A 15,785-nucleotide genomic window follows, 5' to 3' on the forward strand; every position below is an offset into this window, starting at 1 on the left:
GTATATGAGGCGCGCGGGATCGCGGTCCGGATGACGACCCGGACTACCTATGAGAATGATTCTCGTTATACTCCTGGGCATGCGCCTCGTCCTCGTCAGCTCGATCGACGCCCTGGCCCGCCAGGCCGCTGCGGAGCACCTGCACGCCCGGCAGCCCGACGCCCTCTTCGTCCGGTGGGACCCCGGCAACCGCGGAGGGCTCGTGCGCCACCACTTCCACAGGGGCGGGTCCGGGCTGCCGCACCACGTCGATCCGGACGCCGCCGACGAGCCCGGCCCCGGGCTCTCCCCACGCACCGACCACCGTGCCGCCGCCCTGCACGATCTGGGCCACCACGTGGTCGAGCAGCTCAGAGCCCTGGCGGACGGCGACGGGGCGCGCATCGCGGTGCTGCTGCTCCCCATGGGCCTGTCCTCCAACGACGCCCTGCACGCCCTGGGCCACTCCGCCCCGGTGCTGGCCGCGGCGCCGACCGGCCTGTTCATCGACACGGTCGTGCTCGCGTGCGACCCCGAGGTCGTCGAGGACGTCCTGTGGGACGTCACCGCGGCCCTTCCCGGGGAGGCACCCACGCTTCTGGAGCAGCACCGGGACCCGGAGGCCGCAGGCTTCGTCGTCGAGGGGGAATACCGCCGCACGGCCGGTGAGTTCCTGGCCGCGGAGCTGGCCTTCTGCAGCACGCTCCTGGCCGTGCACACCGTGCACCCCGGCCTCGTCCCCCACGACCCGGAGGCCTACCGGCGCGGCGTCGAGCTGGTCCGCGAGCTGGGCCCGCACCTGACCGTGGTCGATGCCGGAGCCGTCCAGCGCAGCGGGCTTCCTCCCGGGGCCCCCGGCGCCGCGGACGACCACAGCACGGACGGCGGACGCCTCGGCGCCTTCGACCTCCCCTCCGCCCTGCTGCGCTGCCGGCCGGGGACGATCCCCTCCCACGCACCCGAGGGGGAGGGCGCAGCCACTGTCGTGCTCCGCACGGACCGCCCCCTCGACCCGGCCCTGTTCCGCGACGTGCTGGGCGACCTGGTGCGCGGGGCCTGCCGGGTCCGCGGCACCCTGCACTTCCACGACGACCCGCACCGGCCCGTGGCCATCGAGGGCGTGGGGCCCCACGTCTGGCTCGAACCGGCGGGGATCGACCCCGGCGGCCTCGACCGCATCGTGGGGCTGCTGGAACGGACCGACCGTCACGGCCCCGTCGCGCACCCGGCCCCGACCGAGGACATCCCGTGCGGGTGCGCGATCGCCCTGACCTCCCCGCTGCTCGATCCGCAGCGCCTCCAGCTCCTGCTCCAGCAGGCCACAGGTGGGGCCGCACCCGGTGCGCCGGACGCCGATCCCGCTCCCCCGGGAGCACGGACGGACATCCCCTGACGACCCGCGCCCCGCTGCGCCTCCGGAGGGGCCGCGGAGCAGGCCGGGCACCGGACCGGTGGGACCGGCCCCGTCGACCAGCAGAACCCGCGGTCCAGGACCCGCCGAGGCTGGGCGCCGGTGCTCGGGGACCGGATCGGCCGGCGGTCCGGGGCCACGCCGGACGCAGGCCCCGTACCGCGGCACCGCATAGACTCCCGCCCAGGAGGTGGGTGATGCACAGCCTGGAACTGCTGCTCGGCGAGGACGCCGAGGCGTCCGTGCGCGCCGACTGGGACCGGCTGATCGAGGCGGGCCTGCCCAGCTCCGGCCGGCACCGGTCCCCGTCCAACCGCCCGCACATCACCGTGGTGGCCGCGCCCTCGCTGGCCCCGGAGACGGTCCCGGGCATCGACGAGCGGGTCGCCGCCGCCGCCGGGTTCGTCGACCTGCCGCTGGCCAGCGCCGGGGTGCTGCTGTTCGGCCCCGGGCGGGGCGGCTACGTGGTGGTCCGCCAGGTGGTGACCACCCCCGAGCTGCTCGAGCTCCACCGGCGGGTCTGCGACGCCGTCGGCACCGTGCCCGGACAGGCCCGCACCTCCTTCCCCGGGGCCTGGACCCCGCACATCACCCTGGCCCGCCGGATGCGCCCGGACCAGGTGGCCGTGGCCCTCGACGTCCTCGAGCCGCACCCCGCGCTGCTGCGGGCGGTCTCCCTGCGCCGCTGGGACTCGGACGCCCGCACGGTGGTCCGGCTGGCCTGACCGGCCGGAGGTCGGGTCCCGCGCCCCGGAGCTCCTGCGGCCCCGGTGCGGCGGGGGCGCCGGAGCCGCGTAGGCTCGAGGTATGACGAGCGCACAGGACATCGCCGGCTGGATGGTCGACCGGATCCGCACCGAGGGACGGCTGTCCCAGGAGCAGGCCGTGCAGGAGATCCCGGAGACCTTCGGGCCCGAGTGGGTCCGCACCCTGGAGAACGGGCACACCGCGATCAGCAAGGAGGTCCTCGCGGAGTTCCGCAAGGCCCACGGCGGCACGGTGCAGTGGGACCGGGACCGCCGCTTCTGGTCCGTCAAGGGCTGACCCCCGGGGCCCTCACCCGGACCCCGGACCCGCCCTCAGCATCCGCCGCCCCATCTCCCGCAGGACCTCGGCGAGCTCCGGAGGGTCCAGGACCTCCAGCTCGAAGCCGGTCCGCACCAGGTGGAGGGCGGTCTCGGCCAGGTCGTCCCCGCCCGCCTCGAGCACGCACGCGGCCGGGCCGTCGGCCGTGAGCCGCCCCGCCTGCGGCGGGACGACGTCCTCGGCGCGCTCCAGCGGCACGAGCAGGCGCACCCGCACGGGGTGCGCGCAGGCCCAGGTGGTGACCGACCGGCGCACGTGCTCCTCCACGTCGGGCACCGGGCGCGGGACGAACCGGAACGTGGTGGTGCGCGCGCCGTGGATCCGGTCCAGCCGGAACGTGCGCCAGTCGTCCCGGTCCACGTCCCAGGCGAACAGGTACCAGCGCCGGCCCAGGGACAGCACCCGGTACGGCTCGATCCGCCGCTCGGCGCGCCGGCCGTCCCGGGTCTCGTAGTCCAGCCGCACCAGCACCCGCGTCCGCACGGCCCGGGCCAGCAGGACCAGGACGTCCGCGTCCACGCCCGGCCCGGCCGGGACGACGACGTCGACCGCTCCGGCCACGGCCGAGACCTCCTCGCGCAGACCCGGCGGCATCATCTGGTCCAGGACCGTCAGCGTCCGCAGCGCGGCCTCGCCCAGCCCGTCGATCCCGGAGGCCGCCGCCAGCCGCAGGCCCACGGCCGCGGCCACCGCCTCCTCCGGCTGCAGCAGCAGGGGCGGCAGCCGGCGCCCCTGCCCCAGGCGGTAGCCGCCGCCGTGTCCCCGGTCCGCCGGCACGGGATAGCCCAGCTCCCGCAGCCGGTCGACGTCCCGGCGCACGGAGCGGACCGTGACGCCCAGCTCCGCGGCCAGCTCGGGCCCGGTCCACACCGGCCGGGACTGCAGCAGGGAGAGCAGGCGCAGGACGCGGCGGGTCGGATCGGTCATGGCACCAGTGTCCTCGCGTCAGCGGACAGGATCTGTCCGCTCCTGCGCGGACACTGGGCGCACGGCCCCGCACCCGCCGAGGGCCCCGAAACAGGAGGGAACCGCCATGCCCGACCTCGACGTCGCCGCCTGCGCCACCGACCAGATCGAGTGGCACTGGACCCGACAGCTGCGGCCCCGCCTCGCCGGCCTGACCGATGACGAGTACCTCTTCGACCCCACCGGCGGGTCCGCGTGGACGGTCCGCCCCCGGGCCGAGCAGCGCACGCCGATGCAGGCGGGCCGCGGGGAGTTCGTGGTGGACTTCGCCTTCCCCGAGCCGGTGCCCGCGCCGTTCACGACCATCGCCTGGCGGATGGCCCACGTCGTCGTCGGGATCCTCGCGGTGCGCAGCCACGGGCACTTCGGCGGCCCGGAGGCCTCCTACCAGGACTGGGCCTACGCCGGCACCGCCGACGAGGCCCTGGACCAGCTGGACCGCGAGTACGCGCGCTGGACGGCCGGGGTGCGCTCCCTGTCCGGAACGGACCTGGCGCGCCCGTGCGGACCGGTGGAGGGCCCGTACGCGGAGCTGCCGATGCTCGCGCTGGTGCTGCACATCAACCGAGAGCTGATCCACCACGGCGCGGAGCTCGCCCTGCTGCGCGACCTGTACGCCCACACCCGCTGACCCACCTGCTGACCCACCTTCCCGGACGCCAGGAGACGACCATGCCGTTCCTCACCCGCACCGTCACCGACGAGCGCGACGCCCTCGCGGCCTTCGCCGCCCAGCAGATCCGGCAGATCGCCACCACGCTGCAGGGGCTCGACGCCCGGCAGCTGCGGGCGACGCCCTCCGCCAGCGCCATGAGCCTGGGGGCGCTGGCCCGCCACGTCCTGTTCATCGGCGAGCACGGCGCGTTCGCCGAGCTGACGGATCCCGGCCGCACGCCGGAGCAGCCGCAGGACGGCACGGACCGGGCGGCCGGCGCGGTCCTGCCCGAGGCCGTGCGCCCGGCGGACACCGCCGAGTCCCTGCGCGCGGCCCTGCTCGCGCTGGCCGACCGTGTCGAGGCCGCTCTGCGCACCGCGGATCCCGAGGCGCGGATCCCCGTCCCGGAGGCCCCCTGGTTCCCGCCCGACCTGGACACCTGGCCCGCCCGGTGGGTCGCGCTGCACATGGTCGAGGAGAACGCCCGGCACGCCGGGCACGCGGACATCCTGCGCGAGAGCATCGACGGCAGGACCGCCTACGAGCTCAACGCCCTGGCGGACGGGGAGGAGCGGCGTCCGGAGGGGTGACCGCCAGCAGCTCCCGCGGCACCAGGTGCCCGTCCCGCACCCCCGCCAGCAGCCGCGGGTCCAGCGGCGTGCCGCGCCGGAGCACGCTGATCGTGCCCGAGGCCTCGAAGACCACGCACGCGATCTCGGCGGGATGGCGCACCCCGGCCGCCCGGAGGGCGCCGAAGAGCTCGGCCTCCACCACGTGCACCCGGCGCAGGTTGGCCTCCAGCACCCGGTCGCCGGCCATCAGCAGCACGGCCCGGTTGTTCATCAGCGCGGACACCCGGATCCCGGAGCGGAGCCGGCCGAACCCGGCCTCCAGGGCGAAGAGCGTGCCGAGCCCGAGCACGCCGGCGGCGAGGGTGGGCGTGTCCCCGAGCACCGCGCGCCCGGCCACGGCCCCGAGCATCACCGCCACGACCGCGTCGAAGGTGGACAGCCGGGAGAGCACGCGCTGCCCGAGCAGGCGCACCATGAGCAGGAACGCCAGGTAGATGCCCACGGCCGAGAGCACCACCGCGAGCGCGCCCGGGGCGTCCACCCCGAGGCGCGCCAGGACGTCGTCGAGCACGGCTCAGACCTCCTGGTCCGCGAACTGGGTCTCGTACAGCTCGGCGTAGCGCCCGCCCGACGCCAGCAGCTCCGCATGCCGGCCGCGCTCCACGATCCGGCCGCCCTCCACCACCAGGATCTGGTCGGCGGAGCGGATGGTCGAGAGCCGGTGGGCGATGACCAGGGCGGTGCGCCCCTCCATCGCCTCGCCCAGCGCGGCCTGGACGTAGGCCTCGTTGGTGGAGTCCAGCGCGGAGGTCGCCTCGTCGAGGATGACCACGCGCGGGGCGGCCAGCAGCAGGCGGGCGATCGTCAGCCGCTGGCGCTCACCGCCGGAGAGCCGGTAGCCGCGCTCGCCGACCACGGTGTCGAGCCCGTCCGGCAGCGCCCGGATCACGTGCTCCATCCGGGCCCGGGTCAGGGCGTCCCACAGCTGCTCGTCCGTGGCCTCGGGGCGCACGAGGGTGAGGTTCTCCCGGATCGACTCGTGGAACAGGTGCCCGTCCTGGGTGACCATCCCGATGGTCTCCCGCAGCGAGGCGAAGGTCGCATCCCGCACGTCCGTGCCGCCGATCCGCACGGCCCCGGAGGTGACGTCGTAGAGCCGGGCCACGAGCTGGGCGATGGTGGACTTGCCCGCGCCGGAGGAGCCCACCAGGGCGACGGTCTGCCCGGGCAGCACCGTGAAGCTCACCCCGTGCAGCACCTCCTCGCCGCCCCGGGAGTCGAGCACCGCGACGTCCTCGAGGGAGGCCAGGGAGACCTCCTCGGCGGAGGGGTAGGCGAAGCGGACGTCGTCGAACTCCAGCGACGCCGGGCCGGGGGGCAGGGCCCGGGCGCCGGGCCGCTCCTGGATCAGGGGCACGAGGTCGAGGATCTCGAAGACGCGCTCGAAGCTGACCACGGCGCTCATGATGTCCATCCGGGCGTTGGCGAGCATGGTCAGCGGGGCGTAGAGCCGGGTGAGGAGCAGGGCGAGGGTCACGACGTCGCCGGCGTCCAGGTTCCCGAGGATGGCCTGCGCACCGCCCAGCCCGTAGACCAGGGCCAGGGCCAGCGCGGAGACCAGGGTGAGCGCGGTGACGAAGACGGTCTGCAGCATCGCCACCCGCACGCCGATGTCCCGCACGCGGCCGGCCCGGCGGGCGAACTCGGCGGACTCGGTCTCCGGCCGGCCGAAGAGCTTGACGAGGGTGGCGCCGCCGGCGGAGAACCGCTCGGTCATCTGCGTGGACATGGACGCGTTGTGCTGGGCCGCCTCCCGCTGGAGCCGGGCCAGCCGCCCGCCCATGGCGCGGGCCGGGACCAGGAAGATCGGCAGCAGCAGCATGGACAGGGCCGTGACCTGCCACGAGATCGTGACCATGACGACGACGGTGAGCAGCAGCGAGACGATGTTGCTGACCACGCCGGAGAGGGTGTTGGAGAACGCCCGCTGCGCGCCGATCACGTCGTTGTTGAGCCGGGAGACGAGGGCCCCGGTGCGGGTGCGGGTGAAGAAGGCGATCGGCATCCGCTGCACGTGCTCGTAGACCGCGGTGCGCAGGTCGAGGATCAGTCCCTCCCCGATCCGGGAGGACAGCCAGCGGTTGAGGATGCCCAGTGCGGCGTCGACCACCGCGACCGCGGCGATGGCCACGGCGAGCCACACGACCACGGAGACCTCGTCGCCGCCGGTGATGGCGTTGACCACGTCACCGGCCAGGATGGGCGTGACCACGCCCAGCAGGGCCGTGAGCACCGAGATCACCAGGAACACCGTGAGCAGGGAGCGGTGCGGACGGGCGAAGGTCACGATGCGCCGCAGGGTCTCCCGGTTGATCCGGCGGTCCTTGACGTCCTGGCCCTGGACCGTCCGCCACAGGACCATGTACGGCGAGTTCTGCATGCTCATGGGTGAGCCCCCGTTCTGCGGGGGTCGCCCGCGCTGGAACCGGCCCGGCGCCGTGGTGGTGCGCGCCGCGCCGGACCGATTTTACGCCTCCGTGCCGACAGCGGCGGTGGAGGCGCGGGGGCGCGGCCGACGGACGGCGACGGCCCCCGTGCCGCGGCAGGCAGCAGCACGGGGGCCGTGGCTCCGGCCCGACGGGGACCGGGGCGGGTGCCGTGGGATCAGGCGCGCGCGGCGGCCCGGCGCTTCGCGGCGAGCACGTGGTCCACCGACCAGCGCCCGGCACCGGTGAGGGCCAGGAGCAGCGTGCCCGCGCCGAGCAGCAGGACGAGCTCGAACCCGCCGTCGGCTGCGAAGAAGCCGGCGGGCAGGTGGACGAGGACGAGGGCTCCCAGCATGGTGAGGGTCAGGAGGGCGGCGACCACCCGGGTGCCCAGGCCGAGGACCAGCAGCGCCCCGCCGACGAGCTCGAGCACGGCGACGGCCGGGGCCGCGACCTCGGCCAGCGGCACGCCCATCTGGGCGAACGAGGCCTGGGTGCCGGCGAGGGTCCACTCGCCGACCTTCTGCCGGCCGTGGAGCAGGAAGGTGAGGCCGAGGACGACCCGCAGGACGGTCAGGCCGAGGGTGGGGCCGGCGCTCGCGGCGGCGACCCCGGCCGGGGCGGAGGAACGGGAGGCGGTGGCGCGCTCGGGCGCGGACGTCGTGGACATGTCACTATCCTACCCCGAAATACTTTCTGCTACAACTTTTACCGCCGCATGCTTATGGGGTCACAGCTGGTCGGCGGCCATGCCCCGGGCGGTCGGGCCCTGGGCGTCGTCCTCGACGAGGCGCCCGATCAGGGCGAGCTGCTGGACCTGGACGGGGGTGAGCCGGTCGATCACCGTGCGGCGGACGTGGGCGACGTGGCCCGGCGCCACCTGCTCGACCTTCTCCATGCCACGGTCGGTGATCTCCGCGAGCACCACGCGCTTGTCCTTCTCGTCGCCCGTGCGCACCACGAGGTCGTCGCGCTCGAGCCGCGCCACGATCCGCGACAGCCGGGACTGCGAGGTGTTGGTGGCCGTGGCGAGGTCCGACATCCGCCGCCGCCGGTCCGGGGCCTCGGAGAGCATCGCCAGGACGAGGTACTCGGCGAGGCTGAGGTCGGCCTCGGCCTGCAACTGGGACTCGATGCTGCCGGGCAGGGTGAACATGATGGACACGAGCGCCAACCAGGCCTCGCGCTCCTCGGGGGACAGCCATCGGGTCTCGGTCATGGGCACGATTCTACGAGCCGGGGCCCCGCCGCCGGTCCCGCACCGCCCGCGTCCCATAATGGGAGCCATGGATTCCCTCGGCACCTGGCCCCGCCCCGTTCCCGCGGACGATCGCGACTTCGACGTCCAGGTGATGAAGCGCCTGCGCACCGCGCACGGCGAGGACGGCGCCGCCGACCGTCCGTCGTGGGGTGAGCGGCTGGGCACCTCGATGCTGCTCGTGGTCCCGCTGCTGAGCGCACTGGCCGTGGTCCTGCTGTGGCAGCAGTGGTCCCGCTCCGGGGCCGCGTGGCTGCTCGCGCTGATCGCCGCGGTCCTCGTGGCCACCGCACTGTGGTGGACGTCCCGGCTGCGCCGCGCCTTCACCGCGGCCCAGGGCCGGCTCGGCTCCCGCCTGGCCCACGTGGTGGACCACGGGGTGGGCGTGGTCCGGGAGCTGACCCTGGAGCCCCTCAGGGCGCAGGACGGTGCCGCCGCGGAGGCCCCCGAGGACGGCGGGCGGGTGCGCGCCCGCCTCGAGCTGTCCGTCACCCCGGTCCGCGGCTCCCGGTTCCGCACGGTGGTGGAGGCGGTCTACGACGCCGACGCGGCCCTGCTCCTGGAGGTCGGCTCGCACGGGCCGGTGCGCTTCCTGCGCGACGACCCCGAGGGCACCGCGGTGATCGACACACGGCTCTCCGAGGCGCAGGTCGAGCAGGTCTACCGGGGCGCCGCCCTCAACTGACGCCCTGCCGCTGCGCCCGGCGGGCCTCCGCGCGGCGCTCCTTCTCGATCCGCCGGCGCAGCTGCTCGCACAGGTCCTCCCCCGCCTGCAGCAGCTCCGGCAGGCGCTCCCGCTCGGTGGTCTGGGCGCGGAAGGCGTCCGTCACGCCCACCCCGTGCTCGGGCCGGCGGACCAGGTCGACCGCCTGCCCGGCCCGCACCGTGCCCGGTGCGAGCACCTTGAGGTAGGCCCCCGAGCGGCCGCGCTCGGTGAACCTCCGCAGCCACCCGCGCACCTGCATCACCCCGCGGAACGTGCCGCAGGGGATGCGCGCGTCGGTCACCTGCAGCAGCACGTCCCCGATCCGCCAGACCTCGCCCAGCCGGGCGCCGTCGACGTCGACGCCGGAGAGCGTGAGGTTCTCCCCGAAGGAGCCGTCGGGCAGCTCCCGGCCCAGTTCCCGCGCCCAGTGGTCCAGCTCCTCGCGCGCGAACGCGTAGACGGCCTGGTCCGTGCCGCCGTGGTAGGTGCTGTTGCCGATGAAGTCCCCGGCCAGCCCGGAGCCCAGACCGCCCTTGCGCGGGCCCGGTTCGCGGATCTCCACGGGACCCGCCACCGGGCGCTTGCGGATGCCCGTGGGCAGGGAGGAGCGGGCGGGGTTCTCCTCGGCCCGGCCGACGTTGACGCTGCGGACGTGGGCGGTCACCGGCGGACGTCCTCGCCCGGGTGACCGGCCGCTCCCCCGCCGGACCCGTCCAGTTCGTTATGGTGGGTCGGGGAGTACACCGCGGAGCCGATGAGGTACCCGGAGCGGGCCAGCGCCATGCTGCCCACCGCCGACGTCAACAGCTGCAGGACCACCGCGGCGAGCAGCTTCACCGCGTTCTCCACCCCGGGCAGGAAGAAGAACGCCCCGGTGAGGACGAACGAGACGCCGATGCCCGCGGCGGTGGCGATCGCCGAGGACCGGGTGTAGAGGTCGGGGAGCGTGATGATGCCCACCGTGGCGGTGAGGAAGACCAGGGCACCCAGGACGATGAAGGCCTGCCCCACGAGGCTCATCCACAGGGTGTCGTGCATGATCGGGTCGAACTCCATGCTCATCGCCTCCCCTTGGTCAGCGCGCGGGCGAGGGACAGGGTCGCCAGAAAGCCCACGAGGGTGGCGACGAGCACCAGGTCGAAGACCGGCGGGCTCATCGCCAGGACGCCGAACAGCGCGATGAGCCCCACCACGGCGAAGAACAGCAGGTCGGCGGCGATGGCCCGGTTGGCGTCGTTGGGGCCGCGGAACATCCGTATCCCGGCGACGAGGACGGAGGCGGCGAGCACCAGCACGCCGAAGAGGACGCCGATCATCGGGGCGCCCCGTCCACTCGGATGCCGTTCAGCATGTGCGTCTCCATCTCCTGCAGGCTCGACCGTGCGTCCTGCGGTCCGTCCGAGTACATGGCGTGCACGAAGACGTCGTACTCCCCCGTGCCGTCCTCGCCGCCGTCCTCGCCGCCGTCCGCGCCGTTCCGGGACCGGGCCACGGTGGCCAGGGTCAGTGTGCCCGGCGTCAGCGAGATGAGCACGCTGAGCAGGACGGTCTCGAACTCGCTGCGGCACCGGGTGCGGTAGCGCACCACGATGGGCGAGGAGCGCTGACCGGGGGTGAACACGTCCTGGGTCACCGCCACGTTGGAGAGGACCAGCGCCCACGCGTACCAGAGCAGGAAACCGATCAGCCGGAACGGCCAGGTCAGCCACTTCACGAGGAGATCACCGCCGCCACGAACGCGCTGGTGTCCACGAGTCCGTCCGCGGCCGTGGCCGAGACGCCGAGCAGCAGCTCACCGCCCACCCCGAACGCGAGGGTGATGACGGCCAGGACGAGAGCGGGGGCGATGAGTGCCACCGAGATGCGGCGCTCCTTCGTGCCCACGGCGGCGACGACCTCGCTCGACGAGTCCTCCGGCCTCCCCAGGAACATCCGGCCCCAGATCTTGAGCGAGTACAGCAGGGTGAAGAGGCTGACCCCCACCGCCACGAGGGCGGCGGCGAGCTGCTGTTCCTCCAGCGCCGCCAGGATCAGCGCCAGCTTGGCCACGAACCCCGAGAACGGCGGGATGCCGGTCAGGGACAGGGCCGCGACGAAGAACACCACGGCGGTGAGCGGTTCCCGCCGGAGCAGTCCCGTGACCTCGCCCAGCGGGTGGCGCCCGTAGGCGAGCTCCACCGCTCCGGTGGACAGGAACAGGGAGACCTTCACCACCGTGTGGTGCAGGAGGTAGAAGATGCCCGCGGTGAGGCCCACGACGCCGAACAGGGCGACGCCCAGCAGGATGTAGCCGATCTGGCTGACCGTGGAGTAGGCGAGGATCGCGCGGGCGTCCCGCTCTCCCACGGCGCCGAGGACACCGATCACCATGCTCGCGGAGAACACCACGACCCCGATCCACAGGTACTGCGCCATGCCGTCGAAGATCACGGCGTAGATCCGGTAGATCGCGTAGACCGCGACCTTCGTGTGCAGCCCTGAGAACAGCGCGGTGACGGTGGGCGACATGAAGGGGTATGTGCGGGCCAGCCAGCCGTGCACGGGCACCACGGCCGCCTTGACCGCCAGGGCGGAGAGGACCACCGCCACCGACACCGCCACGGCGGTGGACTCCGCCGCCCGGCCCGCCAGCTCGCCGACGTTCACGGTGCCCGCCGTGCCGTAGACCAGCCCCACGCCCGCGAGGAAGATCGTGGAGGCCAGCAGGTTGACGCTCACGTAGATCCGCGAGGACGTGACCTGCATCAGTCGTCCCCGCCCGCGGTGGGCGAGGATGATCAGCGCGTAGGACGGCAGGAGCATGACCTCGACGAACACGAAGAGGTTGAACAGGTCCGCCGTGAGCAGGGCCCCGTTGCAGCCCGCGGTGAGCACGAGCACCAGCGGGCCGAAGTAGCGCTTCTCCGCCTGCCCCGAGACCACCCCGAACCAGCAGGTGACCAGGGTCACGAAGCCGGTCACGGTGAGCATCAGCGCGGTGAACAGGTCGGCCGCGAACGGGATGGCGACGCCGGTGGGCCAGAGTCCGATGCGGTGGGCCAGCACGGTGTCGCCGTCCAGGAGGGTGGCCAGCAGCCACACCGCCCACACGACATCGGCGCCCAGGACGGCCAGCAGCCCCGCCTTGCCGATCCGCTGGGAGTTGCCGGCCAGCACCAGCACGCCGGCGGCCAGCAGGGGGACGATGACGAAGAACGGAATCAGGTCCGCGGTCATGCGCGACCACTCCGCCCCGGGCCCGGCTCGAGGCGGGTGCCCAGCGGGTCCGTTCCCGCGGGTGCGTCGCGGTGCGTCCCGGTGCTGTCAGCGGAGTCGTCCGCGGGGTCGTCCATCAGGTCAGGGGTCTCCATCTCCCGGCCGGTGAGCTCGAGGTCGGTGTCGTCGTCGTCGTCGCCGGTCACGGCGAGCACGAGCATGTACATGGTGATCGCGAAGGCGATGACGATCGCCGTCAGCACGAACGCCTGCGGCAGCGGGTCCGCCGTGGCCGCGGGGTCCGGGGAGGCCCCCAGGGGCTCGCCCCGCCGGTCCACGCCGCCGGACGCCATGATCAGCAGGTTCACGCCGTGGCTGAGCAGGGCGAAGCCGATGATCAGCCGGACCATGCCGCGCCGCAGCATCATGAACACGCCGCCCCCGATGAGCACGCCCACGGTCAGTGCGAGTGCCATCAGGAATCATCTCCTCGGTGTCGGTCGGTGCGCTCGGCGGCGGCCCCGGCGGACGTTCCCGCGGCGTTCCCGGCGGCGGGCCCGGCCTGCCGCTCGAGGACCCGGACCCTGCTGCGGTCCAGAGGCGCCGTGCTGGGGTGGTGCGGCTCGGCCGTGGTGGTGGTCGGGCGGGGACCCTGCGTCGGCACCGCGGTGGAGCCCACCCGCCGGAGGGGCGGCGGTTCCTTCTCCTCCACCCCCAGGCGACTGATCGCCGCGAGGATCACGCCGACCACCGCGAGGTACACACCGACGTCGAAGATCAGCGCCGTGGTGATGTGCACGTCGAGCACGTAGAAGTGCAGCGGGCGGAGGAACGAGCCCTCGACCAGGCCGAGGAGGCCCACGCCCACCGCGACGACGACTCCCGCGCCGATGAGCTTCAGGTAGGGCAGGTCGAGGCGGCTGACGCGGTCGTCCTGGGCGGCGAGGTAGACGAGGGCGATGCCGGCGGCACCGATGAGCGCGGCGATGAACCCGCCCCCGGGCTGGGAGTGCCCGCGGAGCAGGAAGAAGAGGGACAGGACGACGATCACCGGCCCGAGCAGGCGGTCCGCGACCCGCAGGATCATGGTGTTGTCCTCGGCGTCGCTGATCGGGGAACCCGGCGGCTCGGTGATGGGACTGTGCAGCTTGGGCAGCAGGCCGCGCGACTCCAGGGCCACGACGATCGCGATGCCGGCCACGCCCAGCACGGTGAGCTCGCCCAGCGTGTCCAGGGCGCGGAAGTCGACGAGGATCGTGTTCACCACGTTCGTGCCTCCGGTCTCCGTCTCGCCCTCCGTGAGGTAGTACCGCCCCGCGTCGGAGAGCCCGCGACGGCCGGTGAGCGCCCACACGGCCACGGCGGCGGAGGCGCCCGCGAGGACCGCGACGACGGCCGCGGTGGTCGTCCGCCGCCGGCCCGTGCGGTGGAAGGTGGACGGCAGGCGGTTGAGCAGCAGCACGATGACCACCACGGTCAGGATCTCGACGAGCAGCTGGGTCAGCGCCACGTCGGCCGCGCCGAGCTCGAAGAACCACAGCGCGACGGCGAAGCCCACCACCCCGATGATGGTCACCAGGGCGATCCGGCTGCGCACGCCCAGCGCCAGCAGCACCCCCACCAGGACCACGCCGAGCAGGATCCAGTCCAGCGGGTCCGTCACGTCGCCGTGCAGCGGCGGGACGTCGACCGTGGACACTCCCACTACGGTCAGCAGCACCAGCACGGCCACGGGCGGGACCAGATGCCGGTAGGGGGCGTCGGTGCGGGTGAGATCCCCGACCCGCTCGCCCAGAGCGACGGAGCCGTTCCGGAACGCCTCGACGGCACCCACCCCGGTGACGGGCGACAGCTTCCGGTCCAGGAACCGGTCCATCCTCCTCCGGGCCAGCACGAGCGCGCCGCCGAGGGCGAACACCACCAGGGACATGTACAGCTCGGGGGCGAAGCCGTGCCACAGGCCCAGATGGGGCTCCGCGTCGGGCCCGGCGACGGCGGCGGAGGCGGCGCCGAGCAGCGGCTCCGCCAGCACGCCGGCCAGACCCAGCGCCAGACCGGCCACGGAGACCAGTGCCACGGGGGCCAGGAAAGCGGCGGAGGCCTCCTTCGGCGGGTCCGCGGCCGGACGGCCGGGGAAGATCGTGATGACCATCCGGGCCGAGTAGGCGAACGTGAAGGACGCGGCCAGGACCGCCACGGCGCCCACGAGCCACACGGCGGCCGGCGGCGCGGGGCTCTCCGCCATGGCCTTGAACATGGCTTCCTTGGAGACGAAGCCGAACAGCGGGGGGAGCCCCGCCATGGAGACCGCGGCGAGGGTCATCACGACGGCGGTGACGGGCATCGTCCGGGCCAGCCCGGAGAGCCTGCGGATGTCCCGGCTGCCCGCCTGGTGGTCGATCACCCCCAGGGACATGAACAGCGCGGACTTGAACAGCGCGTGGGCGGCCACGTGCACCACGGCCCCCACCACGGCGTAGGAGGTGCCGATCCCGATGGTCGCCGTCAGGAACCCCAGCTGGCTCACCGTGGAGTAGGCGAGCAGCTCCTTGAGGTCATGGCGCTGCAGGGCGAACACCGCGCCCATCAGGGCGGTGAACAGGCCCACCGAGATGAGCAGGACGTTCCACACCGGCACCTCGCTGAGGGCGGTGGAGAAGCGCAGCATCAGGTAGATGCCCGCCTTCACCATGGCTGCTGCGTGCAGGTAGGCGCTCACGGGAGTGATCGCGACCATGGCGTCGGGCAGCCACGCGTGGAAGGGGAACTGCGCGGACTTGGTGAAGGCCGCCAGTGCGATCAGCACCGCCACGAACGCGGCGAGGCCCGGGGACGTGGACCACACGTCGTCGACGAGGATCTCGCTGAGGCGCGTCGTCCCGGTCGCCACCCACATCGCGACCGCCGCGACGAGCAGGCACAGCCCACCGGCGAAGGTGACCAGGAACGTCCGGATGGCCGGGTCCCGGGCGTGCGGGCCCGAGCGCGCGATGAGCAGGAAGGAGCACAGCGTGGTGAACTCCCACATGACGAACAGGAGGACCACGTCGTCCGCGAGGACGAGCCCGAGCATCGCGGCCGCGAAGAACGTCATCAGGCTGTAGAACGCCGCGTGGCGGCCCCGGCCGAGGTAGCGGGCGGAGTAGGCGATGACCACCGCGCCGATGACCAGCACCAGCAGGCCGAAGAACAGTCCCAGGCCGTCCAGCCGGAGGTGGAAGGAGATCCCGAGCGTGGGCATCCACGGGACCGCCTCGCTCACCCCTGCCGGGTCGGCGCGGCCGTTCCAGGCCGAGACGAGGCCCGCGGCGAGCACCAGCAGGGCCGCGGCGATCGGCCAGCCCGCGTCCCGGCCCGCGCGGCGGCCGAGCAGCCCGGCCAGCGGGGCCAGGAGGTTGGTGAGAACCAGAATGACGAGGAGGGACACGCCTGAATTACCGTCCGGTCGTGGTGAGGAGGGTCCGGGGATTG

General features: G+C 73.7%; 18 protein-coding genes. 6 read left to right on the forward strand and 12 right to left on the reverse strand.

Going from position 1 to position 15,785, the window contains the following annotated elements; all coding sequences use genetic code 11:
• Window positions 1-79: 79 nt before the first annotated feature.
• The 3 genes from AYX06_RS10515 (at window position 80) to AYX06_RS10525 (ending at window position 2,434) form a co-directional block, all read left to right on the forward strand.
• The gene (locus AYX06_RS10515) at window positions 80-1,372 is read left to right on the forward strand and encodes a GTP-binding protein (RefSeq protein ID WP_062735727.1); all 1,293 of its coding nucleotides are present in this window, start codon (window positions 80-82) and stop codon (window positions 1,370-1,372) included.
• A gap of 215 nt (window positions 1,373-1,587) precedes the next feature.
• A complete protein-coding gene (locus AYX06_RS10520; protein ID WP_062735728.1) occupies window positions 1,588-2,115 on the forward strand; it encodes a 2'-5' RNA ligase family protein in 528 nt (175 codons plus the stop codon).
• Between the two features lie 82 nt (window positions 2,116-2,197).
• Window positions 2,198-2,434: a DUF6953 family protein gene (locus AYX06_RS10525; RefSeq protein ID WP_047805053.1), complete on the forward strand. Its 237-nt coding sequence runs from the start codon at window positions 2,198-2,200 to the stop codon at window positions 2,432-2,434.
• Window positions 2,435-2,446: 12 nt separating this feature from the next.
• On the opposite strand, the gene AYX06_RS10530 is transcribed toward AYX06_RS10525, so the two are convergent.
• The gene (locus AYX06_RS10530; protein ID WP_062735729.1) at window positions 2,447-3,403 is read right to left on the reverse strand and encodes a helix-turn-helix transcriptional regulator; all 957 of its coding nucleotides are present in this window, start codon (window positions 3,401-3,403) and stop codon (window positions 2,447-2,449) included.
• 106 nt (window positions 3,404-3,509) lie between these two features.
• Here AYX06_RS10530 and AYX06_RS10535 point away from each other — a divergent pair, with 106 nt between their 5' ends.
• A complete protein-coding gene (locus AYX06_RS10535; protein ID WP_062735730.1) occupies window positions 3,510-4,073 on the forward strand; it encodes a DinB family protein in 564 nt (187 codons plus the stop codon).
• Between the two features lie 41 nt (window positions 4,074-4,114).
• Entirely contained in the window at window positions 4,115-4,687 is a 573-nt protein-coding gene (locus AYX06_RS10540) for a mycothiol transferase (protein WP_062735731.1), read from the forward strand.
• Here the strand turns inward: AYX06_RS10540 and AYX06_RS10545 are convergent.
• The 4 genes from AYX06_RS10545 to AYX06_RS10560 all read right to left on the reverse strand — a co-directional run bounded on the left by AYX06_RS10545 (window position 4,644) and on the right by AYX06_RS10560 (window position 8,374).
• Window positions 4,644-5,240, reverse strand: coding sequence for a DUF421 domain-containing protein (locus tag AYX06_RS10545; protein ID WP_062735732.1), 597 nt, complete (start codon window positions 5,238-5,240; stop codon window positions 4,644-4,646). The two genes, AYX06_RS10540 and AYX06_RS10545, sit on opposite strands and share 44 nt — an antisense overlap.
• 3 nt (window positions 5,241-5,243) lie before the next feature.
• Window positions 5,244-7,115, reverse strand: coding sequence for an ABC transporter ATP-binding protein (locus tag AYX06_RS10550; RefSeq protein ID WP_062735733.1), 1,872 nt, complete (start codon window positions 7,113-7,115; stop codon window positions 5,244-5,246).
• Window positions 7,116-7,333: 218 nt separating this feature from the next.
• Window positions 7,334-7,825: a DoxX family protein gene (locus tag AYX06_RS10555; protein WP_084271572.1), complete on the reverse strand. Its 492-nt coding sequence runs from the start codon at window positions 7,823-7,825 to the stop codon at window positions 7,334-7,336.
• A gap of 60 nt (window positions 7,826-7,885) precedes the next feature.
• Window positions 7,886-8,374, reverse strand: coding sequence for a MarR family winged helix-turn-helix transcriptional regulator (locus AYX06_RS10560; protein ID WP_047805059.1), 489 nt, complete (start codon window positions 8,372-8,374; stop codon window positions 7,886-7,888).
• Between the two features lie 67 nt (window positions 8,375-8,441).
• Between AYX06_RS10560 and AYX06_RS10565 the strand changes: the two genes are divergently transcribed.
• On the forward strand, window positions 8,442-9,098 hold the full coding sequence (locus tag AYX06_RS10565; protein ID WP_062735734.1) for a hypothetical protein: 657 nt from the start codon (window positions 8,442-8,444) through the stop codon (window positions 9,096-9,098).
• Here the strand turns inward: AYX06_RS10565 and AYX06_RS20735 are convergent.
• From AYX06_RS20735 to AYX06_RS10600, 7 genes are read right to left on the reverse strand one after another with little or no spacing between them, the layout of a single operon-like run.
• The gene (locus AYX06_RS20735; protein WP_062735735.1) at window positions 9,091-9,783 is read right to left on the reverse strand and encodes an MOSC domain-containing protein; all 693 of its coding nucleotides are present in this window, start codon (window positions 9,781-9,783) and stop codon (window positions 9,091-9,093) included. The two genes, AYX06_RS10565 and AYX06_RS20735, sit on opposite strands and share 8 nt — an antisense overlap.
• Window positions 9,780-10,181: a cation:proton antiporter gene (locus AYX06_RS10575; RefSeq protein WP_062735736.1), complete on the reverse strand. Its 402-nt coding sequence runs from the start codon at window positions 10,179-10,181 to the stop codon at window positions 9,780-9,782. The genes AYX06_RS20735 and AYX06_RS10575 overlap by 4 nt, the downstream gene beginning before the upstream one ends.
• Entirely contained in the window at window positions 10,178-10,435 is a 258-nt protein-coding gene (locus AYX06_RS10580; RefSeq protein WP_062735737.1) for a monovalent cation/H+ antiporter complex subunit F, read from the reverse strand. The genes AYX06_RS10575 and AYX06_RS10580 overlap by 4 nt, the downstream gene beginning before the upstream one ends.
• Window positions 10,432-10,833, reverse strand: a complete 402-nt coding sequence (locus AYX06_RS10585) for a Na+/H+ antiporter subunit E (protein ID WP_062735738.1) — start codon at window positions 10,831-10,833, stop codon at window positions 10,432-10,434. The genes AYX06_RS10580 and AYX06_RS10585 overlap by 4 nt, the downstream gene beginning before the upstream one ends.
• The gene (locus tag AYX06_RS10590; RefSeq protein WP_062735739.1) at window positions 10,830-12,335 is read right to left on the reverse strand and encodes a monovalent cation/H+ antiporter subunit D family protein; all 1,506 of its coding nucleotides are present in this window, start codon (window positions 12,333-12,335) and stop codon (window positions 10,830-10,832) included. The genes AYX06_RS10585 and AYX06_RS10590 overlap by 4 nt, the downstream gene beginning before the upstream one ends.
• A complete protein-coding gene (locus tag AYX06_RS20870) occupies window positions 12,332-12,790 on the reverse strand; it encodes a sodium:proton antiporter (RefSeq protein WP_084271573.1) in 459 nt (152 codons plus the stop codon). The genes AYX06_RS10590 and AYX06_RS20870 overlap by 4 nt, the downstream gene beginning before the upstream one ends.
• A complete protein-coding gene (locus tag AYX06_RS10600) occupies window positions 12,790-15,741 on the reverse strand; it encodes a DUF4040 family protein (protein WP_062735740.1) in 2,952 nt (983 codons plus the stop codon). The genes AYX06_RS20870 and AYX06_RS10600 overlap by 1 nt, the downstream gene beginning before the upstream one ends.
• Window positions 15,742-15,785 lie beyond the last annotated feature (44 nt).

This window comes from Kocuria turfanensis, assembly GCF_001580365.1.
Lineage (GTDB): Bacteria > Actinomycetota > Actinomycetes > Actinomycetales > Micrococcaceae > Kocuria > Kocuria turfanensis.

Bases quoted from the DNA above. Each gene is read 5' to 3' on its own strand.
- AYX06_RS10515 (WP_062735727.1), top strand. From the start codon at position 80: ATGCGCCTCGTCCTCGTCAGCTCGATCGACGCCCTGGCCCGCCAGGCC.
- AYX06_RS10550 (WP_062735733.1), bottom strand. From the start codon at position 7,115: ATGAGCATGCAGAACTCGCCGTACATGGTCCTGTGGCGGACGGTCCAG.
- AYX06_RS10535 (WP_062735730.1), top strand. From the start codon at position 3,510: ATGCCCGACCTCGACGTCGCCGCCTGCGCCACCGACCAGATCGAGTGG.
- AYX06_RS10575 (WP_062735736.1), bottom strand. From the start codon at position 10,181: ATGAGCATGGAGTTCGACCCGATCATGCACGACACCCTGTGGATGAGC.
- AYX06_RS10560 (WP_047805059.1), bottom strand. From the start codon at position 8,374: ATGACCGAGACCCGATGGCTGTCCCCCGAGGAGCGCGAGGCCTGGTTG.
- AYX06_RS10525 (WP_047805053.1), top strand. From the start codon at position 2,198: ATGACGAGCGCACAGGACATCGCCGGCTGGATGGTCGACCGGATCCGC.
- AYX06_RS10590 (WP_062735739.1), bottom strand. From the start codon at position 12,335: ATGACCGCGGACCTGATTCCGTTCTTCGTCATCGTCCCCCTGCTGGCC.
- AYX06_RS10530 (WP_062735729.1), bottom strand. From the start codon at position 3,403: ATGACCGATCCGACCCGCCGCGTCCTGCGCCTGCTCTCCCTGCTGCAG.
- AYX06_RS20870 (WP_084271573.1), bottom strand. From the start codon at position 12,790: ATGGCACTCGCACTGACCGTGGGCGTGCTCATCGGGGGCGGCGTGTTC.
- AYX06_RS10540 (WP_062735731.1), top strand. From the start codon at position 4,115: ATGCCGTTCCTCACCCGCACCGTCACCGACGAGCGCGACGCCCTCGCG.
- AYX06_RS10520 (WP_062735728.1), top strand. From the start codon at position 1,588: ATGCACAGCCTGGAACTGCTGCTCGGCGAGGACGCCGAGGCGTCCGTG.
- AYX06_RS10555 (WP_084271572.1), bottom strand. From the start codon at position 7,825: ATGTCCACGACGTCCGCGCCCGAGCGCGCCACCGCCTCCCGTTCCTCC.
- AYX06_RS10565 (WP_062735734.1), top strand. From the start codon at position 8,442: ATGGATTCCCTCGGCACCTGGCCCCGCCCCGTTCCCGCGGACGATCGC.
- AYX06_RS10580 (WP_062735737.1), bottom strand. From the start codon at position 10,435: ATGATCGGCGTCCTCTTCGGCGTGCTGGTGCTCGCCGCCTCCGTCCTC.